This window comes from Pseudolabrys sp. (assembly GCF_050250095.1).
Classification (GTDB): Bacteria; Pseudomonadota; Alphaproteobacteria; order Rhizobiales; family Xanthobacteraceae; genus Pseudolabrys.
This window is the reverse complement of the sequence record NZ_JBFWPH010000007.1, coordinates 173,489-196,835: the sequence shown is the minus strand read 5'-3', so window position 1 is coordinate 196,835 and position 23,347 is coordinate 173,489. Positions and strand designations below refer to the sequence as shown.

The 23,347-nt window shown below is 65.4% G+C and carries 19 protein-coding genes; 10 read left to right on the top strand and 9 right to left on the bottom strand.

The window, feature by feature from the left end:
- Positions 1-68: 68 nt before the first annotated feature.
- The 3 genes from AB7F10_RS18755 to AB7F10_RS18745 all read right to left on the bottom strand — a co-directional run bounded on the left by AB7F10_RS18755 (position 69) and on the right by AB7F10_RS18745 (position 3,116).
- Positions 69-1,049 carry an alpha-ketoacid dehydrogenase subunit beta gene (locus AB7F10_RS18755; RefSeq protein ID WP_428564773.1) on the bottom strand — a complete coding sequence of 327 codons (981 nt, stop codon included), beginning with the start codon at positions 1,047-1,049 and terminating at the stop codon, positions 69-71.
- A gap of 2 nt (positions 1,050-1,051) precedes the next feature.
- Positions 1,052-2,086: a thiamine pyrophosphate-dependent dehydrogenase E1 component subunit alpha gene (locus AB7F10_RS18750; RefSeq protein ID WP_428564770.1), complete on the bottom strand. Its 1,035-nt coding sequence runs from the start codon at positions 2,084-2,086 to the stop codon at positions 1,052-1,054.
- A 124-nt stretch (positions 2,087-2,210) separates the two neighbouring features.
- Entirely contained in the window at positions 2,211-3,116 is a 906-nt protein-coding gene (locus AB7F10_RS18745; protein ID WP_428564767.1) for a DMT family transporter, read from the bottom strand.
- A 219-nt stretch (positions 3,117-3,335) separates the two neighbouring features.
- Here AB7F10_RS18745 and AB7F10_RS18740 point away from each other — a divergent pair, with 219 nt between their 5' ends.
- From AB7F10_RS18740 to chrA, 3 genes are all read left to right on the top strand, one after another.
- The gene (locus AB7F10_RS18740; protein WP_428564764.1) at positions 3,336-4,076 is read left to right on the top strand and encodes a sulfite exporter TauE/SafE family protein; all 741 of its coding nucleotides are present in this window, start codon (positions 3,336-3,338) and stop codon (positions 4,074-4,076) included.
- 125 nt (positions 4,077-4,201) lie between these two features.
- Positions 4,202-5,038 (top strand): chromate resistance protein ChrB domain-containing protein, encoded by an 837-nt coding sequence (locus AB7F10_RS18735; protein WP_428564761.1) that lies wholly within the window; start codon positions 4,202-4,204, stop codon positions 5,036-5,038.
- A 3-nt stretch (positions 5,039-5,041) separates the two neighbouring features.
- Entirely contained in the window at positions 5,042-6,376 is a 1,335-nt protein-coding gene (gene chrA, locus AB7F10_RS18730) for a chromate efflux transporter (RefSeq protein ID WP_428564758.1), read from the top strand.
- Position 6,377: 1 nt separating this feature from the next.
- On the opposite strand, the gene AB7F10_RS18725 is transcribed toward chrA, so the two are convergent.
- The 4 genes from AB7F10_RS18725 to AB7F10_RS18710 are packed head-to-tail and all read right to left on the bottom strand — an operon-like array spanning position 6,378 to position 10,223.
- Entirely contained in the window at positions 6,378-7,157 is a 780-nt protein-coding gene (locus AB7F10_RS18725) for an ABC transporter permease (protein ID WP_428564755.1), read from the bottom strand.
- Positions 7,154-7,942: an ABC transporter ATP-binding protein gene (locus tag AB7F10_RS18720; RefSeq protein WP_428564752.1), complete on the bottom strand. Its 789-nt coding sequence runs from the start codon at positions 7,940-7,942 to the stop codon at positions 7,154-7,156. Before AB7F10_RS18720 ends, AB7F10_RS18725 begins: the two co-directional genes overlap by 4 nt.
- Positions 7,943-7,952: 10 nt before the next feature.
- Positions 7,953-8,930: an ABC transporter substrate-binding protein gene (locus AB7F10_RS18715; protein WP_428564749.1), complete on the bottom strand. Its 978-nt coding sequence runs from the start codon at positions 8,928-8,930 to the stop codon at positions 7,953-7,955.
- 24 nt (positions 8,931-8,954) lie between these two features.
- Positions 8,955-10,223 carry a cation:proton antiporter gene (locus AB7F10_RS18710; protein ID WP_428564746.1) on the bottom strand — a complete coding sequence of 423 codons (1,269 nt, stop codon included), beginning with the start codon at positions 10,221-10,223 and terminating at the stop codon, positions 8,955-8,957.
- A 266-nt stretch (positions 10,224-10,489) separates the two neighbouring features.
- Here AB7F10_RS18710 and AB7F10_RS18705 point away from each other — a divergent pair, with 266 nt between their 5' ends.
- The 4 genes from AB7F10_RS18705 (at position 10,490) to AB7F10_RS18690 (ending at position 13,918) form a co-directional block, all read left to right on the top strand.
- A complete protein-coding gene (locus AB7F10_RS18705; protein ID WP_428564744.1) occupies positions 10,490-10,771 on the top strand; it encodes a hypothetical protein in 282 nt (93 codons plus the stop codon).
- Positions 10,772-11,027: 256 nt separating this feature from the next.
- Positions 11,028-12,008, top strand: a complete 981-nt coding sequence (locus AB7F10_RS18700) for a TRAP transporter substrate-binding protein (protein WP_428587200.1) — start codon at positions 11,028-11,030, stop codon at positions 12,006-12,008.
- A gap of 81 nt (positions 12,009-12,089) precedes the next feature.
- Complete coding sequence (locus tag AB7F10_RS18695) at positions 12,090-12,632, top strand: TRAP transporter small permease (protein ID WP_428564738.1); 543 nt, start codon at positions 12,090-12,092, stop codon at positions 12,630-12,632.
- Positions 12,629-13,918, top strand: a complete 1,290-nt coding sequence (locus tag AB7F10_RS18690) for a TRAP transporter large permease (protein WP_428564735.1) — start codon at positions 12,629-12,631, stop codon at positions 13,916-13,918. Before AB7F10_RS18695 ends, AB7F10_RS18690 begins: the two co-directional genes overlap by 4 nt.
- Here the strand turns inward: AB7F10_RS18690 and AB7F10_RS18685 are convergent.
- Positions 13,909-16,929, bottom strand: a complete 3,021-nt coding sequence (locus AB7F10_RS18685) for an FAD-binding and (Fe-S)-binding domain-containing protein (protein ID WP_428564732.1) — start codon at positions 16,927-16,929, stop codon at positions 13,909-13,911. The genes AB7F10_RS18690 and AB7F10_RS18685 overlap by 10 nt on opposite strands.
- A 165-nt stretch (positions 16,930-17,094) precedes the next feature.
- Here AB7F10_RS18685 and AB7F10_RS18680 point away from each other — a divergent pair, with 165 nt between their 5' ends.
- Positions 17,095-18,303: a pyridoxal-phosphate-dependent aminotransferase family protein gene (locus tag AB7F10_RS18680; protein ID WP_428564729.1), complete on the top strand. Its 1,209-nt coding sequence runs from the start codon at positions 17,095-17,097 to the stop codon at positions 18,301-18,303.
- Positions 18,304-18,710: 407 nt separating this feature from the next.
- On the opposite strand, the gene AB7F10_RS18675 is transcribed toward AB7F10_RS18680, so the two are convergent.
- Positions 18,711-20,267 (bottom strand): benzoate-CoA ligase family protein, encoded by a 1,557-nt coding sequence (locus AB7F10_RS18675; RefSeq protein ID WP_428564726.1) that lies wholly within the window; start codon positions 20,265-20,267, stop codon positions 18,711-18,713.
- A 293-nt stretch (positions 20,268-20,560) separates the two neighbouring features.
- Between AB7F10_RS18675 and AB7F10_RS18670 the strand changes: the two genes are divergently transcribed.
- On the top strand, positions 20,561-21,727 hold the full coding sequence (locus AB7F10_RS18670; protein ID WP_428564723.1) for a cobalamin-independent methionine synthase II family protein: 1,167 nt from the start codon (positions 20,561-20,563) through the stop codon (positions 21,725-21,727).
- Positions 21,728-21,857: 130 nt separating this feature from the next.
- Positions 21,858-23,162, top strand: coding sequence for a M24 family metallopeptidase (locus AB7F10_RS18665; RefSeq protein ID WP_428564720.1), 1,305 nt, complete (start codon positions 21,858-21,860; stop codon positions 23,160-23,162).
- Positions 23,163-23,347 lie beyond the last annotated feature (185 nt).

Sequence of the window (23,347 nt, the reverse complement as noted above, 5' to 3'; positions counted from 1 at the left end):
ACAAACTTTGTGCTTTTGTCTGGATTCCGGGTCCGGCACTCCGTGCCGTCCCGGAATGACAAAAACTTTTAGCTTCCGAGCGACCGCCGCACCGTTTCGACGATACGGTCCGGAGTCGGCAAAACCATGTCTTCGAGGTGATCGGCCGCCGGCAACGGGATGTGCGGCGTGGTGATGCGCACCGGCGGGCCATCGAGATCGTAGAAGGCCTCGTCGGCGACGATCGACACAATCTCCGCGCCCCAGCCGCACAGCCGCGGATTTTCCTCGACGGTGAACAGCCGGTTGGTCTTCGCGACCGAGCCGAGAATGGTCTTGGTGTCGAGCGGCACCAGCGAGCGCACGTCGACGACTTCAGCGTCGATGCCGTGCTCGGCCTTGAGCCGCTCCGCCGCCTCGATGGCGCGCGGCACCATCAGCGCCAGCGCGAGGATCGTCGCGTCCTTGCCCGGCCGCACGATCTTGGCGGTGCCGAGCGTGTCGACGATCTCGCCGTCCGGCACTTCGGCCTTCATCGGATAAAGCGACTTATGTTCGAAGAAGATAACCGGGTCGGGATCGCGCACCGCTGCGGCGAGCAAGCCGATCACGTCGGTCGGATTGGACGGCGCGACGACCTTGAGACCGGGGATCATCATGCACCAGTTCTCGACCGACTGGCTGTGCTGCGCGCCGAAGCGCGACCCCGCGCCGTTGCCGGTGCGCACGACGAGCGGGCACTTGGTCTGCCCGTTCGACATGTAGCGGCTCTTCGGAAACTCGTTGGCGATGTAGTCGAAGCACACCGCGATGAAGTCCGAGAACATGATTTCCGCGATCGGCTTCAGGCCGGTCATCGCCGCGCCCATCGCCGCGCCGAGGATCGCCTGCTCGGAGATCGGCGTGTCGCGCACGCGCAGCGGGCCGAACTGCTCGAACAGGCCGACGGTCGCCTTGAAGCAGCCGCCCGCCTTGGCGACGTCCTCACCGAGAAACACCACGTCCTTGTCGCGGGCCATCTCCTGCGCGATGCCGCGCGCGACGGCGTCGCGATAGCTGATCTCGGCCATTGTCAGTTCCTCCAGGCCCAGCCGCCGTCCGCATAGACATCCGTGAACAGGATGTCGGTCGGCGGGATCGGCGCTGCCTTGCAAGCCTCGGTCGCCGCATCGACCTCGCGGCGCACTTCGGCATCGATATCGGCGATGGTCTGATCGCTGACACCGAACTGCTTCAGGCGCTCGCGATAGATCTTGATCGGGTCGCGCTGCTTCCAGCGCTCGAGCTCGCCTTCGGGGCGATACTTCGCCGGATCGGCGCGCGAGTGGCCGCTATGGCGATAAGTCAGGCATTCGATCAGCGACGGCCCCTCGCCGGCGCGGGCCTTGGCAAATGCCTTCTGCGCCTCGCGATAGACAACATCGGCGTCGTTGCCATCGACCACGATCTTCGGCAGGCCGTAGGCCGCGGCGCGGTCACCCGCCGGGCTAGGCACCGCGGTGACGTCGCCGATCGGCGTGTATTCCATATAGAGATTGTTCTCGCAGACGAAGACAACCGGCAGCTTCCAGATCGCCGCGAAGTTCAGCGCCTCGTGGAATGCGCCGATGTTCGTCGTGCCGTCGCCGAAGAAGCAGACCGACACATCCTTGTCGCCGCGATACTGCGCGCGCCAGGCGGCGCCGCAGGCGATCGGCAGATGCGCGCCGATGATGGCGTAGGAGCCCATCACGCCGTGCTCTTCCGAGGTCAGATGCATCGAGCCACCCTTGCCGCGCATCAGGCCATTGTCCTTCTGCATCAGCTCGCCGAGCACCTTCTCGACCGAGACGCCGCGCGCCAGCGTGTGGGCGTGGCCGCGATAGGTACAGAACGACAGGTCGCCCTTCTGCATCGCCTCAGCAAAACCGGCGGCGACCGCTTCCTGACCGAGGGACAGATGGCTCGTGCCTTTGACGAGGTTCTGCAGGAACAGATCGAAGGCGCGCTGCTCGGCCTCCCGCAAACGGATTTGCGAGCGGTACAGCGCCAGCCGCTTGGCTTCGCCGATATCGTCGTTCAGCCCCGCGCCGCCAGAACCTGCCGCCCGGTCAGTTTTTGCAACCATGAAAATTCCTCGAAATCCGGCCTGCCTTCTCAAGGCAGCGGAACTTACCGCCCCCGTGAAAGCCTGCGCAACTCCCCCGAGGGCGACCGGGGCGCATTGCCGCGATGCGTCGCACCGGCTGGACTTAAGCTTCCTCCCCGCCACGCACGACGCGCTCGCGGTAAAGGACGTACAAACCCGAGGCAATCACGACCGCCGCGCCGGCCAGCGTCCAGCCGGTCGGAGTTTGCCCGAACACCAGATAACCGAGGGTGATAACCCAAATAAGCTGAGTGTAGATGAAAGGCGACAACAGCGAGGCCGGCGCCAGCCGGTGGCCGGCGATCAGCATGAAATGGCCGACGCTGCCGAGGATGCCGGTCGCCACCATCAGGCCCGCAAAGAACCAGCTCTGCGGCGTCGTCCAGACGAACGGGACGATGGGCAGCATCACCGCCGCGCCGAGCAGGTTGCCGTAGAACAGCGACGTCTCGTTGCTGTCGGTGCGCGCGGCAATGCGCGTCATGATCGCATAAAGCGCGTAGCACACCGCCGCCGCGACCGAGATGAAGGCCGCCGGATGCATCCCGCCGAATCCCGGCCGCGTCACCAGCAGCACGCCGCCGAAGCCGACGAGGACCGCGATCCAGCGCCGCCAGCCGATCCATTCGTTCAGCATCGGCCCCGAGAGGATCGACACGAGGAACGGCGTCGAGAACATGATCGCCAGCGCTTCGTCGAGCTGCAGCCAGCGCAGCGCGAGGAAGTTCAGCAGCGTCGAACCGATCAGCATCCAGCCACGGCCGAACTGCAGCCACGGCTGGCGCGTGCGCAGCAGATGCGGATGGCTGACCGGATTGTGGACGAACAGCGTGACGACGAAGGCGCTGGTGTAGCGGGCCCACACCACCTGCAGCACGCTCATATGCGTACCCAGATACTTGGCGGTCGTGTCGAGACAGGCAAAGCACGCGACCGTCGCGCACATCAGGGCGATGCCGATCAGCCGTTGCCGGCGCTGCCGCGCGAAGTCGCTCGATGAGTCGTTCAAGAGATGGCTCGCCTGCCGGCGACGGCCGCAACGCGGCCGCCAAAATCGATTCGGTTGGTCATTCGCAAATCCGGCAGCGGCCGGCGTCCGCTGCAATTGTGAGCATGCTGACGACTGGTATAGTGTGTTCCTCGGGGGATGGGCAGCCTCCCCGCGAGATGGCAGCCATCCGCCGCCCCACCAATCTCGACCCTCTACCCTTCAGAGAGCGCGACCCTCATGGATGCCGGTGTTCTGGCGCTGTTTCTCCTTGCCGGCTTTATCGGCGCGGTGGTGTCGGGCATCGCCGGTTTCGCCTTCGGCCTCGTCGTCTCTGGCGTCTGGCTCCACATCGTGGCACCCGCCCAGTTCGCGGTCCTGATGGTCATCACCGGCATCGTCACCCAGGGCTACGGCATCTGGAAGGTGCGCCACGCCATCAACTGGCGGACGCTCGCGCCTTTCGTCATCGGCGGCGCCATCGGCATCCCGATCGGAACCGCCCTGCTCGGCTACGCGGAACCGGAGCGCATGCGGCTCGGCATCGGCGTGCTGCTGATCGTCTACAGCGTCTACAACCTCGCGCGGCCGCACCTGACGCCGCTGACGCCGCACCCGGTCACCGACGGCGCGGCCGGCATGCTGAACGGCATTCTCAGCGGCCTGACCGGCCTCGGCGGCGTGATCGTCACCGTCTGGTGCCAGTTGCGCGGCGGCGGCAAGGACGCGCAGCGCGCGGTCTACCAGCCGGTCATCTTCGCAACTTTCGTGATGACGACGATCTCGTTCGCGGCGGCCGGACAGGTGACCGCCGACACGCTCAAGCTTTTCGCAACCACATTGCCGGCGTTGCTCGCCGGCCTGTGGCTCGGCATGCGGCTTTACGGACGGCTCGACGACGCGGCCTTCCGCAAGATGGTGCTGGTGCTGCTGTTGTTGTCGGGATTGACGCTGGTGCTGCCGCTGCCGGATCTGATGTAGCCACTGCTCTTGCCGCCGCCGTGCAACCCGCGTAAATTATCGAGCGTGGGGCCTGCGGCGGTCGCCCCGCTTTCTGCCAAGGCATCTTGCCCAAGCACCGCCTCCTTCGAATTCCGGAGGGGGCAATGCTTGCTTCGTCTTTGGCTTCGCCATTCTTCGTCACACCTCAACAACTCTGGCACGCGATCGGCACGCCCAATGCGCCGGTCATCCTCGATGTGCGGCGGCGCGAGGTCTATGACGGCTCGGATGCGATCATCCCGACCGCGCGCTGGTGCGCTTTCGACCGCGTGGCGTCGTGGAGCGAAGAACTCGATCCATCGACGCCGATAGTCATCGCCTGCAAGGCCGGCCATGAACTCAGCCAGTCGACCGCCGCGCATCTGCGCGCCGCGGGGTTTCGCGCCGGCGTTCTTCACGATGGCTACGCCGGCTGGGTCGGCGCGGGCCTGCCGACGATCGCGAAAGCTCCGCTCGACCGGCTCGCGCCGCAGCGACCGAGCCTCTGGGTGACGCGGCGGCGGCCGAAAATCGACCGCATCGCCTGCCCGTGGCTGATCCGCCGCTTCCTCGATCGCGAGGCGCGCGTTCTGTTCGTCGACCCGCCTGAGGTCGCAGCAACCGCCCGCGAAACCGGCGCGACGCCCTTCGACATCGAAGGCGTCGAACTGAGCCACGACGGCGAGCGGTGCAGCTTCGACACGATGCTGCGGCTGTTCGGACTAGAGAGCGACCTCTCGCTGACCCGGCTCGCGCTGATCGTGCGCGGCGCCGACACCGCCCGGCCGGACATTGCGCCGGAAGCAGCCGGCCTGCATGCGGTTTCGCTCGGACTGTCGGCTTTAGCCGGCGACGACGATCACGGCCTGCTCCGGAACGGCTTCCTCGTCTACGATGGGCTGTTCGCCTGGCTGCGCCACGCCGCCGCCGAACGCCACAACTGGCCGGCGAAAGCGGCGTAACCGATGGTCACGAAAATCGACAGCGCCGCCGCAAGCAATGGCCCCACGCTCGGAGAAGCCCTGCGCGTCTGGTTCAGGATCGGCTGCCTGTCATTCGGCGGGCCGGCGGGCCAGATCGCGCTGATGCACCGCGTGCTGGTCGACGAAAAGAAATGGATCCACGAACCGCGTTTCCTGCACGCGCTGAACTTCTGCATGCTGCTGCCGGGACCGGAAGCGCAACAACTGGCGACCTATGTCGGCTGGCTGCTGCATGGACTGCGCGGCGGACTCATCGCCGGCATCCTGTTCATCGTCCCGGGCGCGATCGTGATGCTTGCCCTGAGTTTGCTCTACGCGCTGGGGCGCGGCGTGCCGCTGATTGACGGCGCGCTGTTCGGCATCAAGGCCGCCGTGCTGGTGATCGTCGTCGAAGCGCTGATCCGCATCGGCAAGCGCGCACTGAAGTCGCCGTTCCTTGTCGCGGTCGCCTGCGCCGCCTTCATCGGAATTTTCATCCTGGCGCTGCCGTTTCCGCTGATCGTGGTCGCAGCGGGCGCGTTGGGCTACGCGCTCGCGCGGGCGCGGCCGGAATGGCTGGCGCTCAAGGGCGACGTGCCGGCTTCGCCGGCAGCGCGTGGCCGGCTGCGCGGCACGGCAATCACGGTCGCCGTTGCGCTCGCGATCTGGTGGATGCCGGTCGCGCTCGCGGCGCTGGCGTTCGGTCCCGACCATGTGCTTGTCGGTATCGGCACCTTCTTTTCAAAACTCGCCGTGGTGAGTTTCGGAGGCGCTTATGCGTTGCTCGCTTATATGGCGCAACAGGCGGTCGACGTGCATGGCTGGATGTCGGCGCGCGAAATGGTCGACGGCCTCGGTCTCGCCGAGACGACGCCGGGGCCACTCATCCTGGTGACGCAGTTCGTCGGCTTCCTCGCCGCGTTCCGCAATAGCGCGCCGTTCGATCCGGTGACGGCAGGCGTCATTGGTGCGGCGATGACGGTGTGGGTGGTGTTTGTGCCTTCAATGCTTTGGATCTTCGCCGGCGCGCCCTACGTCGAACCGCTGCGCGCCAATCATCGGCTTGCCGGCGGGCTTGCCGCGATTACCGCGGCTGTCGTCGGCGTTATTCTCAATCTTTCGGTGTGGTTCGCGCTGCATGTGCTGTTCGGCGAGGTGCGCGAGGTCCATGCCGGGCCGCTTCGGTTCTATGCGCTCGATCTGCTGGCGCTCGATATCAAGGCCGCTGCACTCGCGGCAATCGCGGCGCTCCTGATGTTCGGCCTGCATCGCGGGCTGATCGAAGTCGTGATTACTATGGCCGTGCTCGGCGCCGCCGCGCGCTACGCCCTCGGCTGACTCACGCCTCGCGGGCGAGCGCGCTTTCGTGCCAACGCCGCAGCAACAGATGCGACAGCAAGCTCAGCATCGCGAAGATCGCGATGCCGGCGATCGACAGCAGCAGCAGCGCCGCGAACATCCGCGGAATGTTGAGGCGGTAGCCGGACTCCGCGATGCGATAGGCGAGACCCGAACCCGCGCCGGCCGAACCCGCCGCGATCTCGGCCACCACCGCGCCGATCAGCGACAACCCGCCGGCGATACGCAGGCCCGTCAGAATCTGCGGCAGCGCCGACGGCAATTTCAGGCTCCACAGCACCTGCCAGCGCGAGGCGCCGTACAGTTCGAACAGCGAGGCCAGATTGCGGTCGGCCGAGTTGAGGCCGAGCGTCGTGTTGGCGAGCACCGGGAAGAACGCGACGATCCAGGCGCAGGCCAGCACCGCGACGTGCTGCGGCAGATAAATGAGCAACAGCGGCGCGATCGCGACCACCGGCGTGACCTGCAGGATCACCGTGTAAGGATAAAGCGAATATTCGACCAGCCGCGACTGGTTGAACAGCACGGCGAGCGCGACGCCGCCGAAGGCCGCCAGCAGGAAGCCTTCGAAAGTCGTCACCAGCGTCGTCAGCAGCGAAGGGCCGAGCACGCCCCAGTCGGACGCAAGCGTCGCAGCGACGAGGCCTGGCCCCGGCAGCACGAAGGGCGGAATGTCATTGATCGCGACCACGGCGTGCCAGCCGAGAACGATGGCCAGCAGCACGATGGCAGGTAAGAAAATGCGGGAGGCGACGCTCATGCCGCCTCCCCTGTGTTGTCCGCCATCGCTTCGGCAAGCGTTTCGGAAACGCGGCGACAATAGCCGGCATAGTCCGCCGAGGTGCGGAACGCCTCGTCGCGCGGATAAGGCGCATCGATGACAAGCTCGCGGAACGCGCGGCCCGGACGCGGCGTCATCACGACAATGCGCTGCGACAGGTAGACCGATTCAAATACCGAGTGCGTCACAAAGATCACGGTGCAACGAAGCATCCGCCACAACGCCAGCAGGTCGTTGTTGAGCCTGAAGCGGGTGATCTCGTCGAGCGCGGCGAACGGCTCGTCCATCAGCAAGAGACTCGGCTCGGTGACCAGCGCCCGCGCGATCGAGACGCGCATCTTCATGCCGCCGGAGAGTTCGCGCGGATAGGCGCCCGCGAATCCGGCAAGGCCGACCCGCTCGAGCGCCTGCGCGACCTTGCGCTCCGTGTCCCCGCCCGCGTCGCCGCGCAGACGGAACGGAAGCCGCACATTGTCGGCGACGGTCGCCCACGGCATCAGGGTTGGCTCCTGAAATACGAAGCCGATTTCGCCGGCGCGGCGGCGCCCTTCGAGCACGTCCGCTTGCCCAAGACTCGGCGGCATCAGGCCCGCGATGATGCGCAGCGCGGTCGACTTGCCGCAGCCGGACGGACCGAGCAGCGAGACGAATTCGCCGTCACGCACGGTGAAGGAAAAATCGGACAGCGCGGAAACGCCGTTCGCAAATGTCTTGCCGACCCCGCGCAGCGAGACCGCCGTAACCGAGTGCGATTGCGCCGCCATCCGCTGCCGGTTATTTCGGCCGCAAGGTGAGGCCGACCTTCTTGTTGACGAAGCGCGTTGTGTAGGCCCTGCGGTAATCGAGGCCCGCCTTGATGACGCCCGCGGCCTGCATCGACTCGTAAAACGATTTCATCCGCGCGTCTGTCATCGCGCCGATGCCGAGGGTGAGGGAATCGCCGGAATCGACGATGCCGTATTCCTTCATCTTGGCGATCGAATAGGCAATCAGCGCGTCCGACATTTCCGGGTTGTGCGTCTTGATGAGTGCATTGGCGGCGCTGTTGTCGCCATAGAGATAATTGTACCAGCCGACGATCGAGGCATCGACGAAGCGCTGCACCAGATCCGGCTTCTTCTCGACGAGATCGCGCCGCGTCTCGATCAGCGTGGAATACGAGCCGAAGCCCTGATCCGCGAGCAGGAAGATCCTCGGCTTGAAGCCGGCCGCCTGCTCGACCGCGAATGGCTCGGAGGTGACGTAGCCCTGCATCGCGCTGCGCTTGTCGGCGAGAAACGGCTGCGCGTTGAAGGTATAGGGCTTCACTTTGGATTCATCGAAGCCGAAGTCGTGCTTGAGCCACTGGAAGTAGGAGGTCATGCCCTCCTTGGAGACGAACAGCGTCCGGCTCTTGAGGTCGGCGAAAGCCGTCACGTCGGGATGGGCGAGGAAGACCTGCGGGTCTTTCTGGAAGCTCGCCGCCACGACGACGGTCGGGATGTTGTTGACGACCGCGTCGAACGCCTGGAGCGTGTTGGCGCTCATATAGAAGTCGATTCTGCCGGCCGGCAGCAGGATACGGTGATTGGCGTTCGGCCCGCCGGGCATGATCGTCACGTCCAGCCCGTATTTGCGGTAAGTGCCGTCGGCGAGCGCCTGGTAGAAGCCGCCGTGCTCGGCCTCCGCCACCCAGTTGGTGGCAAAGGTCACCTTGTCGAGCGCCCGCGCGGGCGCGGCGAGGCCCGCGGCGGCCAACGAAGCCCATACCATCGCCAAAAAAGCCGCTCGCATTGTTCAGTGCCGCCCCTTGCCGGGGAAAAAGTATCGCGCCACCGGTGCGAGCGTAAGCCCCTGCAGCAGGATCGTGAACAGGACTATTCCATAGCAAGCCGCGAGAATGGCCTGCCGATGGTCCGACTCCGGAAGCGACAGGGCGAGCGCGATGGAAATGCCGCCTCGCAGGCCCGCCCAGGTCAACACAACCAGCGTCCCGGTATAAGGCCGCGTCCCTATCATGAAAGAGAGCGGCCCAACACTCACGATCCGAGCCAATAGACTGAGAAGCGCGGCGGCCAGCGCCGCAACGAACAAGGGCAGGCTGGCTTCGACCACGACGATTTCCAGGCCGATTGCCAGAAACAACAGCGAGTTCAGGACCTCGTCGATCACCGACCAGACGACATCGACATACTGCCGCGTCTTCTCGCTCATGGCGCGTTCACGGGCCCGGCTACCGACAAAGACGCCGGCAATGACGACCGCAATCGGGCCCGACATGCCCAGGGCGCCAGCGATGCTATAAGTCAGCGTGACGAGCGCCAGCGAGATCATCACTTCGACATCGTGCTCGTCGATCCTCCTCATCGCGAGATAGGCGATATAGCCGCCGCCGAGTCCCAACACGGCCCCGCCGACGGCCTCAAGGGCGAACAGCGACAGAAAGTGTCCGACAGTGATGTCCTCGCCTCCGCCGGCCGCAATCCCGATCAGCAGCGCAAATATCAGGACGCCGACGCCGTCATTGAGCAGGCTTTCACCGGCAATGGTCGCGCTGAGCCGGCGCGGCAAGCCGATTCGTTCGAGCGTCGCCGTGACCGCAATGGGATCGGTAGGCGATGCGATCGCGCCAAGAACAAGACACCAACTCAGCGGCATGGCAATGCCGAGCAGACCGAAGACGATCCACATTCCGAAGCCCATCAGGACGACCGACACCATGACGCCGAGGGTCGCGAGAAGCAGGATCACGCCCTTGCGTTGCCAGAGGTCTTCGAAGCTCACGGACAGCGCAGCGGCGAACAAAAGAAAACTAAGCGCACCGTCGAGCAAGGCACTGGAGAATTCTGCCTGTTTGAGAAGTTCGGTCGCCCACGGCCTGATCAGATAGTTCGGAAAAATGACGTCCCAGATAATCAGGACGACCGACAAAAAGAGCGCGCCGATCAGCATCCCGATCGTGCGGGGCAAATGCAGGAACTTGTGATTGAGGTAGCCGAAGATCGCCGCGAGGGTCAGCATCGCCGCGAGCAAGTGAAAGAAAGACAGGTGAAACGCTGCGAGCATTCGGGCGATCCTGACGTGACGGCCGGGTCGTCAGCCCGACGAGGCGGCGGCGCGAGAACGCTTTGCCTTCGCATGTGCCAGCGGGCCGCAGACGGCAAGGAAGATTTCGTGGCCTATCGACGAGAGGCTCGCTCTGCCGACCCAAGCGATTGAAATTCATACATAAAATTTCTGCCCTCCGGATGTGAACCTCCGGAGCGCGTAGCGCGACCCATCCTCAAGCGGCCGGCGACGGCTGCACCCTTTTCAACCGGATGGAGACCACCATGACCGCTCTGAAGACCAAGTCCTTCGCCGCCGCCCTCGCCGCCGTCACCCTCGGCACCGCGCTGATCGCCACGTCGGGCGCGGAAGCCCGCCCGCGCTTCGGCGCCGGTCTCGGCGTCGGCCTCGCCGTCGGAGCCCTGGTCGGCGCCGCCGCGGTGTCCAACGCCTATGCCGCCCCCGGCCCGGTCTATGTTTCCGAACCCGCCTACCGCTGCCACTGGGAAGACCGGGTGAACCGCTGGGGCTACGTGCGCACCGTCAAGGTCTGCCGCGCCTACTGACCGGCATCCAGTTTCACCATCGGCGCGACCCCACCGTCCATCCAGCGCCGAACCTCCCCCGTCCGGCTGTCCCCTGCCGGGCGGGGTTCTTCTATGTCCCTTATGCCGCACGGCCGATCGCCAAATTTCCGCATCGCGTCATGCCGCTGCCTTGCCATCGCGGCCCGATTTTGCATTGATCTTCGCCACAAGAAATTGCGCCACGCGCTGGAACCGCCGCGCCGGGCGATGCTCAGAAACGTCGGGAGGATCAATCATGTCTGTCTTCAAGGCACTGCTATCGCTCACGGCCGCCACCCTGCTGTCCGCCGGCGCCGCATCGGCGCAGACCGAGATCAAGTTCGGCCATGTCGGCGCGCCCGGCTCGCTGTTTGCCCAGTCGGCCGAACTGTTCGCCCAGCGCGCCAACGCCAAGCTCGGCAACAAGGCCAAGGTCGTCGTGTTCGGCTCGAGCCAGCTTGGCGGCGACAGTGAACTGCTGAAAAAGCTCAAGCTCGGCACCGCCGACCTCGCGCTGCCCTCTACCGTCATGACCTCGGTCGCGCCGGAATTCGGCGTGTTCGAGATGCCCTATCTGGTGCAGGACCGCGGCCATGCCGCGCGCATCGCTGACAAAGTGATCCGCCCCGTGCTGGTGCCGATCGCCGAGAAGGCCGGCTACCGCATCCTCGGCGTCTGGGAAAACGGCTATCGCCACATCACCAATAACAAGCGCCCGATCGTGAAGCCGGCCGACCTCGAAGGCGTGAAGCTGCGCGTGCCGGGCGGCGTCTGGCGCGTGAAGATGTTCAAGGCCTATGGCGCCAACCCCTCGCCGATGGAACTGAAGGAAGTGTTCGTCGCGCTGCAGACTGGCGTGATGGACGGCCAGGAAAATCCGCTGACGCAGATCTATTCGCAGAAGTTCCAGGAAGTGCAGAAGTATCTGTCGATGACCGGTCACGTCTACACGCCGGCTTACATCACCGCCGGCGCAAGCTGGTCGCGCCTGCCGCCAGACGTGCAGAAAATCCTCGCCGACACCGCCAAGGAAGTGGAGCCGGATATCCTGAAGCTCGCCGCCAAGCTCGACGACGAACTGGTCGACAAGATGAAGAAGTCGGGCATCGCGGTGAACGAGGCCGACAAGCCGGCCTTCGTCGCCGCCAGTAAGGGCGTCTATGACGAATTCTCCAAGGAAGTGCCACTCGGCAAGAAGCTGATCGACGATTCCCTGGCGCTCGCCAAGGGTTCCTGAACGCGCGTCGTCACGCAATTCCGACAATAACGGCGCCGGGCCATTGCCCGGCGCCTCCGCAAAGCGGCAGTGCGAGCCCCCATGAAAGCGTTTCGGCATTTCTACAACCGGTTTCTGGAGGCGATCGCGGCGATCCTGCTCGTCGCCGTCACCGTCATCGTCACCGCGGGATTCGTGTTCCGGTGGAGCGGACATTCCCTCGTCTGGTACGATGAGGTGGCGGCAATTTCCCTCGCCTGGCTTACCTATTATGCCGGCGCGCTGGCCGCGCTGCGCGGCGCGCACATCGGCTTTGCCGGCTTCGTCAACTCGCTGCCGTCGCAGTGGCGCGTCGGCGCGACGCTGTTTTCGTCCGCCGTCACGATCTTCTTCTTCGCGCTGCTGACCTGGACCGGCTTCGAGGTCGTCAAGATATTGAAGGGCGATACGCTGGTGTCGATCCCCGAGGTGTCGCTGCAGGTGACCCAGTCGGTGATCCCGATCGCGTCCGCCATGTTCGTGCTGGCGGAACTGTTGCGGCTGCCGGACCTGCTGGAGGAAGCGCGCCGCGGGCCGCTGGTCGACCACGAACTCCAGGAAGCGCTTGAGCACGGCAAGATCGCCGCGCGGGAGCACCGTAAATGAACGGCGCCATTGTCGGAATGCTGATCGGCATGGCCGCACTGGTCATGCTCAATGTGCCGATCGCCGTCGCGCTTGGCGTCGTCGCGGTCGCGGCGATCTGGATCGCGCAGGGCAGCCACATGCTGCCGAACGCTGCGCTGGTGATGTTCGAGGGCGCGACCAACTTCCCGCTGCTCGCGGTGCCGCTGTTCGTGTTCGCCGGCGGCATCATGAACGCCTCCTCGATTGCCCGGCGCCTCATCAATCTCGCCACCGCCATTCTCGGCTTTATCCGCGGCGGCCTGTCGATGGTGACGGTCGGCGCCTCGATGTTCTTCGCGGAGATTTCCGGCTCGGCGGTCGCGGACGTCGCCGCGCTCGGCACGCTGCTGATTCCCGCGATGAAGGAGCGCGGCTATTCCAAGGAATTCGCCGCGGCCGTCACGTCGTCCTCGGCGAGCCTCGCCATCATCATCCCGCCGTCGATCCCGATGATCCTCTACGCGGCGATGGCGCAGGAATCCGCCGTGAAGCTGTTCATCGCCGGTATCATCCCCGGCGTGCTCGGCGGCGTCGGCCTGATGGCGCTCTGCTACTACTACGCCTGGAAGCACAATTTCCCGGTCGAGCAGAAATTCCAGCTCACGCGGCTCGGCACCGCGCTGAAGGAAGGCGCCTGGGCGCTGGTCATGCCGGTCGTCATCCTCGGCGGCATTTTCGGCGGCTTCGTCACCGCGACCGAGGGCGCGGCGCTCGCCGTGATCGTCGCGCTGTTCATCGCGCTGTTCGTCTACCGCGACATCGACATGAAGTCGCTTTACGCCGCGTGCATCGATTCCGCGATCCAGACCGCGGTCGTCATGCTGCTGGTCGCGGCCTCGGCGCTGGTCGGCGTGTTCCTGACCGAAAGCCAGTTGCCGCAGAAGCTCGCGACCGCAATGGTCTCGCTCACCAGCAACCCCTACATGGTACTGTTGCTGCTGAACATCTTCTTTCTGATCCTCGGCATGTTCCTGCATTCGGCGGCGGCGATCATCCTGACGGTCCCGATCGTGCTGCCGCTGATCCATCAGGTCGGCATCGACCCGATCCATTTCGGGCTGGTGCTGACGCTGAACCTCGCCATCGGCCAGCAGACGCCCCCGGTCGCCTCGGTGCTGATCGCGTCATGCTCGATCGCGAAATCCGACATCTGGGCGACGACGCGGGCCAATCTCGGCTTCATCGGCGTGCTGGTCGGCGTGCTGCTGCTGTGCAGCTACGTGCCGTGGCTGTCGCTGGTCTTGATCAATATGTTCTACGGCTGACGAGGCGCCGCCAGGCTCATCGCCAGCACACGGGCGACGTGCAGCGCCTCGCGCCCCGCCCCGTCGTGGATTTGCTGACGGCAGGAGGTGCCGTCGGCGACGATCAATGCGTCGTCAGGCGCTTTCCGCACCGCCGGCAACAGCGAGAGTTCGCCCATCGCCAGCGACACGTCGATGGTGTCGGCCTTGTAGCCGAACGAGCCCGCCATGCCGCAGCAGCTCGATTCCACCGTCTCGACGGCGAGGCGGGGAATGAGCTTCAACGCGCTTTCGACGCCGCCCATGACGCCGAAGGATTTCTGATGGCAATGGCCGTGCAGCAGCGCCCGCCTGTCGAGCGCGCCGAGCGGCAGATCGAGCCGGCCTTCCTTCTTCTCGCGGGCGAGGAATTCCTCGAACAACATTGCCTGACCCGCGAGCGTCCTCGCCTCGTCGCTCGTCATCAGCGCCGGCATCTCGTCGCGGAAGGTGAACAGGCAACTCGGCTCGAGACCGACCACCGGAACGCCGCGCGCCACATAAGGCGCAAGGGCCTTTAATGTTCGTTCCATCTCGGCACGCGCCTGCGCGACCGCGCCGACAGCGAGGAAGGTGCGCCCGCAGCACAGCGGCCGCGAACTGCCGTCGGCGGCGCGCGGCGCCTGGACGCGGTAGCCGCCGGCCATCAGAACCTTGCAGGCGTCGTCGAGATTTTCGCGCTCGAAATAACGATTGAAGGTGTCCCCGAACAGCACGACCTCGCGGCGCGGATCGTCCGACGGACCGACGGTCCAGTCGGCGCGGTCCTGATAGATGTCGCGCCGCCATTCCGGCAAGTCGCGCCGCGCGGTGAAGCCGGCAAGCGTCTCGGAGAGCCGGCGCAGGAGGCCGCTGCCGTTGCGCATGTTCAGGAGCGGCGCGAGGCGCGAGGCGAGCGGCGCATAGCGCGGCAGCCAGCCGACCAGCCGGTCGTGCAGCGAGAAGCCCTTCTTTGCCGCGCGCGCGGCCAGCACTTCGATCTTCATGCGCGCCATGTCGACGCCGGTCGGACATTCGCGCCGGCACGCCTTGCACGACACGCATAAAGAGAGCGTCTGCGCCATCTCGTCGGAGGCGAGCGCGTCCGGCCCAAGCTGCCCCGTGACCGCGAGCCGCAGCGTGTTGGCGCGGCCGCGCGTGACGTCGCGCTCGTCGCGGGTGACGCGATAGCTCGGGCACATCACGCCGCCGGCCATCTTCCGGCAGGCACCGTTGTTGTTGCACATCTCGACCGCGCCCTGGAACCCGCCGCCGGCGCCGGCATAGTCCGACCAGTCGAGCTGCGTCGTCATCGGCTCGCCGCGATAGCCGGGCGCGTAACGGAAGTTGGAGCGGTCGTCGAATTTCGGCGCGCGCACCACCTTGCCGGGATTGAACAGCCCGTCCGGATCGAAGCGGTCCTTCACCTCCTCGAAGGCGCGCGCGAGCCGCGAGCCGAACATCGGCTCGTTGAACTCCGAACGCACAATGCCGTCGCCGTGTTCGCCGGAGTGCGAGCCCTTGTATTCACGGACCATCGCGAAAGCCTCCTCCGCGATCGCGCGCATGGCGTGGACGTCTTTCTCGAGCCGCAGGTTCAGCACCGGCCGCACATGCAGGCAGCCCGATCCCGCATGCGCATACCAGGTGCCGCGCGTGCCGTGCTTCTCGAAAATTGCGGTCAACCGGCTCGTATAGTCGGCGAGGTGTTCGAGCGGCACCGCGCAGTCCTCGACGAACGAGACCGGCTTTCCCTCCGACTTCATCGACATCATGATGTTGAGGCCGGAAGTGCGCACGTCGGTGATCGCGGCCTGCAATTCCGGGCTGAGCACATCGACCACGCCGCCCCACTTCGCGCCGCTTTTGTCCCAGCCGAAGCCGAGATCGCCGATCAGGTCGTGAAGCCGGCGCAACCGGCGGAGGTTTTCTTCCGGGTCGCTCTCGCCGAATTCGACCAGCAGGACGGCGTCCGGCTCGCCGCGCACGAACTTTTCCAGCGTCGGACGGAACATCGCGATCTCACGCGCAAGCTCGATCATGGTGCGGTCGATCAACTCCACACCGATCGGCGCGAGCCGCACGATATGCTGCGCGCAATTCATCGCCTCGTAGAAGCTGCCGAAATGCACCGCGCCGACGGTGCGGCGGCCGAGCAACGGCGAGAGCTTCAGTTCGATGCGCGTCGAGAAGGCGAGCGTGCCTTCGCCGCCGACGAGAATATGCGCAAGGTTGATGTCGTTCTTTCCCGGCACCAGCGCGTCGAGATTGTAGCCGCCGACCCGGCGCTGCACCTTGGGAAAGCGCGCCGCGACCTCGTCCTTCTCGCGCGCGCCGATCTTCAAGAGGTCTTCGGCCAGCGGACGCAGCGGCGAGTTGCGCGGAACCTGCGAGAGATCGGCACCGACGGCGCCGAAATGCGCCAGCGCACCGTCCGCCAGCAGCGCGTCGATCGACAGCACGTTGTCGCGCATGGTGCCGTAGCGCAGCGAACGCGCGCCGCAGGAATTGTTGCCGGCCATGCCGCCGATGGTGGCGCGCGAGGCGGTGGAAATGTCGACCGGAAACCAGAGGCCGTGCGGCTTCAACGCGCGGTTCAGATCGTCGAGCACGATGCCCGGCTCGACCGTGCAGCGCGCTCGCTTCACGTCGAGGTCGAGAATGCGGTTCAAATATTTCGAGCAGTCGACGACCAGCGATTCGTTGACGGTCTGCCCGGACTGCGAGGTGCCGCCGCCGCGCGGCAGCACCGTGACGCCTTCAAGGCGGGAAAGTTCTATTGCACGTTCGGCTTCTTCTATCGTGCGGGGTGCAACCACGCCGAGCGGAACGATCTGGTAGTGCGAAGCGTCGGTGGCGTAACGGCCCCTGGTAAAGCGGTCGAACCAGACATCCCCGCTGATTTCGGCCTTGAGCCGCCGCGCCAAACCGGGCCTTTCAACCGCCACGTCCGCCTCTCCGCCCCGCCTGCGCCCAGATCGGACCTTGCCCGCCGCATATGCCCGAAAGGTCATGTTTGCGATGCCGAAAATCGCTTGACCGGACTGTCGCATTCATAGTTCAACGCCACAAGCACCGCCCCGCAGACGGGGCCGGGCCGTGGTTTTCCACGCAGCATTTTTCCAGCTTGTCCGGTGGCAATCGCCGTCGCCGAAACGCCATTCTTGGAGCAGTCAGCTATGGCTCAGAATTCCTCGCGTCCCGTGGGGCGTCATCATCTTCACATTCCGGGGCCGACCCCGGTGCCCGACCGCATTCTGCGGGCGATGGATACGCCGATCATCGACCATCGCGGTCCGGAGTTCGCCAAGCTCGCCAAGCGCTGCCTCGACGGCGTGAAGACCATCTTCAAGACCACCAATCCGGTCATCATCTACACGGCGACCGGCACCGGCGCCTGGGAAGCCGCCCTCGTCAACACGCTGTCGCCGGGCGACAAGGTGCTGGTCTACGAAACCGGCCAGTTCTCCAATCTCTGGAAGGCGATGGCCGAGAAGCTCGGTCTCAAGCCCGAAGTCATGGCCTCCGACTGGCGCACCGGCGCCGACCCGGCCAAGATCGAAGCGCGCCTTGCCGAAGACAAGAACAAGGAGATCAAGGCGGTCTGCGTTCTTCATAACGAGACCTCGACCGGCTGCCTGTCTCCGGTCAACGAGATCCGCAAGGCGATCGACAAGGCGAACCATCCAGCGCTGCTGCTGGTCGACACCATCTCCTCGCTCGCCTCGACCGACTACCGCCATGACGAATGGGGCGTCGACGTCACCGTCGGCGGCGCGCAGAAGGGCCTGATGCTGCCGCCGGGCATGTCGTTCAACGCGATCAGCGACAAGGCGCTCGCCGCCAACAAGACGGCGAAGCTGCCGAAGGCGTTCCTCGCCTGGGACGAGATGCTGAACATGAACAAGGTCGGCTTCTTCCCCTACACGCCGGCCACGCAGATGCTGCAGGGCCTCGCCGTCGCGATCGACATGCTGCACGAGGAAGGTCTCGACAACGTGTTCGCGCGCCATAACCGCCTCGCCGAGGCGACCCGCCGCGCGGTCAAGGCCTGGGGCTTCGACATCATCTGCAAGGATCCGAAGTACTATTCGCCGACCATCACCTCGGTGCTGACGCCGGAAGGCGTCGACGCCGACGCGTTTCGCGCGCTCGCGCTCAGCAACTTCAACGTTTCCTATGGCGCGAGCTTCGGCCGTTTCGCCGGCAAGATGTTCCGCATCGGCCACCTCGGCGACATCAACGACGGCGACATGCTCGGCGGCCTCGCGGTGACGGAGATGGCGCTGACGCTCGCCAACATTCCGCACAAGAAGGGCGGCGTGCAGGCGGCGATGGACTACATCGCCAGCGCCCACGCCAAGCCGTCGCGCGCTGCGGCGGAATAAACACGAAGCCCGTCATGCCCGGCTTTATGCCGGGCATCCACGTCTTGCTTTGTAGCGTTAAGACGTGGATGGCCGGGACAAGCCCGGCCATGACAGTGCAGAGTTACGACGGGCGCCTCAAAAGGGCGCCCGTTTTTCTTGAGGCGTGCGTGTGCGCCCCTGTTGTTGACGGCGCGGGGTACGCCGGTCTCCGATTTTTCTTTCCCCCGCGGGATGGAGCCTCGGGAGGCGCCAGGGGCTTGCGAGACCCCATGTGGCGGATACCCTTGCGATCGGGTCCGCCCGCGTGTCTTTGCGAGAGACACGCGCCGGTTTGCGAAACCGGCTGCGCCTCCCGAGGCTCCACCGCCGCCGCGTCCGGCCGCGATGACCTTACCGATCTGGATTATATTCCTACAGCGCCGATGTCAAGCGCCGGCGCTTTCTTCCGACCGCAGCCTGAAGCGCTGGATCTTGCCGGTCGCGGTCTTGGGCAGGTCGGCGCGGAACTCGATCCAGCGCGGATACTTGAACGGCGCGAGCTTCTGCTTGACGTGCTCCTGCAGCGCCTTCGCCAGCGCGTCGTTCGCCTTGTCGGCCGACTTCAGCACCACGAAGGCCTTCGGCTTGACCAGTTTCTGCTCGTCGTTCCAGCCGACCACGGCGGCCTCGAGCACGTCGGGATGCGACAGCAGCGCCGCCTCCACCTCGAACGGCGAGACGTAAAGGCCCGACACCTTGAGCATGTCGTCGGCGCGGCCGCAGCAGATGTAATAGCCGTCCTCGTCCTGGATGTACTTGTCGCCGGAGCGCGTCCAGTCGCCCTGGAAGGTCGAGCGCGACTTCTCGCGGTTGTTCCAGTACATGATCGCGCTGGTCGGGCCGCGCACATAAAGCTCGCCCATCTCGCCCTGCGGCACCGCCTGGCCGTCTTCGCCGACCAGCTTGATCTCATAGCCGGGCACCGCCTTGCCGGTGGTGCCGTATTTGGTCGCGCCGGGCCGGTTGGTGAGATAGATGTGCAGCATCTCGGTGGTGCCGAGACCGTCGGAAATCTCGACGCCGTAGCGTTCCTTGAAGCGCTTGGCGATTTCCTCCGGCAGCGCCTCGCCGGCCGAAAGACAGCGCCGCAGCTTCACCTCGGACTTCTGCGGCGCGGCGGCGCTCGCGATGAACGCGCCGTAGAAGGTCGGCACGCCCCACAGCACAGTGATCGGATGCTTTTTCAGCAGCGCGGCGACGCTGTCCGGTGTCGGCCGGTCGGCCAGCAGCACGGTCGTGGCACCAACCGCCATCGGGAAGGTCATGGCGTTGCCGAGGCCGTAGGCAAAGAACAGCTTGGCCACCGAATAGATGACGTCGTCTTCTTTCAACTCGGCGACCGGCGTGCCGTAGAGATCGGCGGTCAGTTTCAGGCTGCCATGCACATGCACGGCACCTTTCGGGTTGCCGGTCGAGCCGGAGGTGTAGAGCCAGAATGCGATGTCGTCGCAAGTCGTCGGCGCGGTGGAGGCCTCGCCCCTGGCGTTCTCGATCAGATCCTCGAAGCGCAGATGACCGTGCGCATCATCGCCCGACACGATGACCTTCTCGAGCGCCGGCGCGCCGGCGATCAAACCCTCGAAGCGGGCATAGAGTGGCTCGGAAACGATCAGCACGCGAGCGCGGCTGTCCGCCAGCATGAACTTGTAGTCGGCCTCGGTGAGCAGCGTATTGACCGGGATCGGCACGATGCCGGCCTTGAGGCAGCCGAGAAAGGCGGTCGGCCAGTCGATGGTGTCGGTCATGCACATCAGCACGCGCTCTTCGCGGCGGATGCCGAGCGAGCGCAGCGCCATGCCGAACCGCTCGACGCGGTCGGCAAGCTGGCCATAGGTCCAGCTCCCGCGCGTGTCGATATAGACCGGCTTATTGGCGCGGCCGGCCTTGAGATTCATGTCGAGGATGTCGGCCGCGAAATTGTAGTCGCGTGGGACCGCTCCCACCGCGGCACCGGCCACAGCGGAACTATCGTGCGCGGTCGTTGCCGCCGTTGTCATCGCCATCCCCTCCCGCTCGACGTTTGTTCTGATTTCGGCGAAATACTAGGCGGGCACGGCCAAGCCCCGCAACGGATATATAATTCGGCGCCCGGCACGCATGCGCCGCGGTTATCGTGGCCATTGCCCGGCGCGGCTGTGCGAAACGCCGCGCAAGCCGGTAAGCTCGCGCCAACAAAAAAGTCCGGTCCGCGGCGCGCCGTCGCGCCGCGACGCCAGACCACGGAGGGATACGCGCGATGGAAACGAGCCGGGACCGCATTCTCATCACCCATGTCGGCAGCCTGCCGCGCAACGACGTGCTGACCGAACTGCTGATCAAGCAGGAAGCCGGCGAAACCGTCGACGCCGGGCAGCTTGCCGCCGAGAAGGACAAGGCGGTCGCCGAGATCGTCGCCCGGCAGACCGCGGCCGGCGTCGACGTCGGCAACGACGGCGAGCAGCAGCGCGTCGGCTTCCAGACCTATGTGCCGCAGCGCATGTCGGGCTTCGGCGGCGAGTCGATCCGCCCCCACCCGCGCGACCTCAAGGAATTTCCCGAGCTGATGGAAGTGCAGAAGCGCCGTTTCCCGCGCCGCGGCAAGGGTCACAACAACCCGCAGGCGGTGGCCGAGCTGAAATATCTCGACACCGGGCCGATCAAGGAAGAGGTCGCGCGCTTCAAGAAAGCCTCGGCCGGACAATTCAAGGAGGGCTTCATGACCGCGCCCTCGCCCGGCATCATCGCCACCACGATGCTTAACGCCTATTACGACTCCTACGAGACGTATCTGAAGGCGATCGCCCGCGAGATGGCGCACGAGTACAAGGCCATCACCGACGCCGGGCTGACGCTGCAGATCGACGCACCGGATCTCGCAATGGCGCGCGTCATCAATTTCCAGGATCTCAGCGACGCCGAGTTCCAGAAACTCTGCGAGGCGCAGGTCGAGGCGATCAACCTCGGCATCAAGGGCATCCCGCGCGACCGCGTGCGGCTGCATGTGTGCTGGGGCAATTTCGAAGCGCCTCACCTGTTCGACATCGCGCTCGACAAGGTGCTGGCGATCTTCCTCAGGGCGCAGGTCGGCGCGCTGTCCATCGAATTCGCCAATCCGCGCCATGCCCACGAATACCCGACGCTCAAGACGATCGGCTTCCCCAAGGACATGCTGCTGATCCCCGGCGTCATCGAGACCACCTCGAACTTCGTCGAGCACCCGGAGCTGGTGGCCCGCCGCATCGAGGAAGCCGTCGCCAGCATCGGCGACCGCGAGCGGGTGATCGCCTCCACCGACTGCGGATTCGGGACTTTCGCAGGGCGGGAATGGGTGATCGCGCCGGTGGTCTGGAAGAAGCTCGAGGCGCTGCGCCAGGGCGCGGACATCGCGTCGCAGCGCCTGTGGGGGAAGAAATCCGCCGCTTGACGGACACCCATGCGGGTCGCGCAAGTGGCGTGGCCCGGCCGCGCCGCGTATACTGGCGGCCACGCCCGCCGGACGATCCGGCCATCTCCATAGCTGTGTGACACCAGAACTTCCCAAGGAGGAGTGCGTCATGGACGACCTCACGCGCGACCTGCACAAGATCACCGCAGACGACATCAACCCGCGCTACAAGTGGGAGCGTCCGCTTCCCGCGCTCGGCACCATGGGCGTCGACTTCGAGGAGCGCGTCGACTACCGCCGCATGCACCGTTACCGCCTCGGCCGCGCCAAGCAGGCGCTGGGCAATTCGGAGTGCGGCGCGCTGCTGGTGTTCGACGTCAACAACATCCGCTACATCACCTCGACCAAGATCGGCGAGTGGGAGCGCGACAAGATTTCCCGCTGGGCGCTGCTGACCAAGTCGAGCGACGACCCGATCATCTGGGACTTCGGCTCGGCCGCCGTCCACCACAAACTCTATGCACCGTGGCTCAAGCCGGAAAACTGCAAGGCCGGCGTGCTCGGCCTGCGCGGCACCATCCAGCCCTCGTTCGGCCTGATGGCGAAACATGCCAAGGAAATCTTCGGCCTCTTGAAGGACGCCGGCGTCGAGAAACTGCCGATCGGCATCGACATCATCGAGCCGGCCATGATGTTCGAACTGCAGAAGCTCGGCCTCAACATCGTCGACGGCCAGCAGATCATGCTGGAAGCCCGCGAGATCAAGTCGGCGGACGAAATCCACCTGCTCAATCGCGCGGCCGCGATGGTCGACGGCGCCTACGATCTCGTCAACGAGAAGCTGCGCCCCGGCGTGCGCGAGAACGACATCGTCGCGATGGTCAACGAGTTCCTCTATCGCCACGGTTCGGACGACGTGGAAGCGGTGAACGCCATCTCCGGCGAGCGCTGCAACCCGCATCCGCACAACTTCACCGACCGCATGATCCGCCCCGGCGACCAGGCGTTCTTCGACATCCTGCAGTCGTTCATGGGCTACCGCACCTGCTACTACCGCACCTTCAACGTCGGCCGCGCGACACCAGCGCAGCACGACGCCTACAAGAAGGCGCGCGAGTGGATCGACCGCGCGATCGAGCGGATCAAGCCGGGCGCGACCACCGCGCATATCTGCGAGGTGTTCCCGACCGCCGACAAGTTCGGCTTCCCGGACGAGATCTCGGCCTTCGGCCTGCAGTTCGCGCACGGCCTCGGCCTCGCGTTGCACGAGCGGCCGATCATCTCGCGGGTGATCTCGATGGATCACCCGACCGAGATCAAGGAAGGCATGGTGTTCGCCATCGAAACCTACTGCCCGGCGACCGACGGCGCTTCCGCCGCGCGCATCGAGGAAGAGGTGGTGGTCACCGACAAGGGCTGCCGGCTGATCTCGCTGTTCCCGGCCGAGGAACTCCCCATCGCCAACCGCTACTGAGCGGCGGCCGCCGTCTCACGAACAGGCCGGGGCGAACGCCCCGGCTTTTTTTGTTTGTCCCAGAGCAAACTGCCGTGCGGCGTCAGATGGTACCGATCCTGCGGGGCAGGCCTGCACTCCAGGCGCTGGCCGCGGCGCCCCGCGCGCATTATGTCTTGAGCGGTATCTTGAGCGGATCACAATGA

Coding starts and splice junctions, on each gene's coding strand:
- AB7F10_RS18755 (WP_428564773.1), bottom strand. CDS start 1,049: ATGGCCGAGATCAGCTATCGCGACGCCGTCGCGCGCGGCATCGCGCAG.
- AB7F10_RS18750 (WP_428564770.1), bottom strand. CDS start 2,086: ATGGTTGCAAAAACTGACCGGGCGGCAGGTTCTGGCGGCGCGGGGCTG.
- AB7F10_RS18740 (WP_428564764.1), top strand. CDS start 3,336: ATGGATGCCGGTGTTCTGGCGCTGTTTCTCCTTGCCGGCTTTATCGGC.
- AB7F10_RS18735 (WP_428564761.1), top strand. CDS start 4,202: ATGCTTGCTTCGTCTTTGGCTTCGCCATTCTTCGTCACACCTCAACAA.
- chrA (WP_428564758.1), top strand. CDS start 5,042: ATGGTCACGAAAATCGACAGCGCCGCCGCAAGCAATGGCCCCACGCTC.
- AB7F10_RS18725 (WP_428564755.1), bottom strand. CDS start 7,157: ATGAGCGTCGCCTCCCGCATTTTCTTACCTGCCATCGTGCTGCTGGCC.
- AB7F10_RS18720 (WP_428564752.1), bottom strand. CDS start 7,942: ATGGCGGCGCAATCGCACTCGGTTACGGCGGTCTCGCTGCGCGGGGTC.
- AB7F10_RS18715 (WP_428564749.1), bottom strand. CDS start 8,930: ATGGTATGGGCTTCGTTGGCCGCCGCGGGCCTCGCCGCGCCCGCGCGG.
- AB7F10_RS18710 (WP_428564746.1), bottom strand. CDS start 10,223: ATGCTCGCAGCGTTTCACCTGTCTTTCTTTCACTTGCTCGCGGCGATG.
- AB7F10_RS18705 (WP_428564744.1), top strand. CDS start 10,490: ATGACCGCTCTGAAGACCAAGTCCTTCGCCGCCGCCCTCGCCGCCGTC.
- AB7F10_RS18700 (WP_428587200.1), top strand. CDS start 11,028: ATGTCTGTCTTCAAGGCACTGCTATCGCTCACGGCCGCCACCCTGCTG.
- AB7F10_RS18695 (WP_428564738.1), top strand. CDS start 12,090: ATGAAAGCGTTTCGGCATTTCTACAACCGGTTTCTGGAGGCGATCGCG.
- AB7F10_RS18690 (WP_428564735.1), top strand. CDS start 12,629: ATGAACGGCGCCATTGTCGGAATGCTGATCGGCATGGCCGCACTGGTC.
- AB7F10_RS18685 (WP_428564732.1), bottom strand. CDS start 16,929: ATGACCTTTCGGGCATATGCGGCGGGCAAGGTCCGATCTGGGCGCAGG.
- AB7F10_RS18680 (WP_428564729.1), top strand. CDS start 17,095: ATGGCTCAGAATTCCTCGCGTCCCGTGGGGCGTCATCATCTTCACATT.
- AB7F10_RS18670 (WP_428564723.1), top strand. CDS start 20,561: ATGGAAACGAGCCGGGACCGCATTCTCATCACCCATGTCGGCAGCCTG.
- AB7F10_RS18665 (WP_428564720.1), top strand. CDS start 21,858: ATGGACGACCTCACGCGCGACCTGCACAAGATCACCGCAGACGACATC.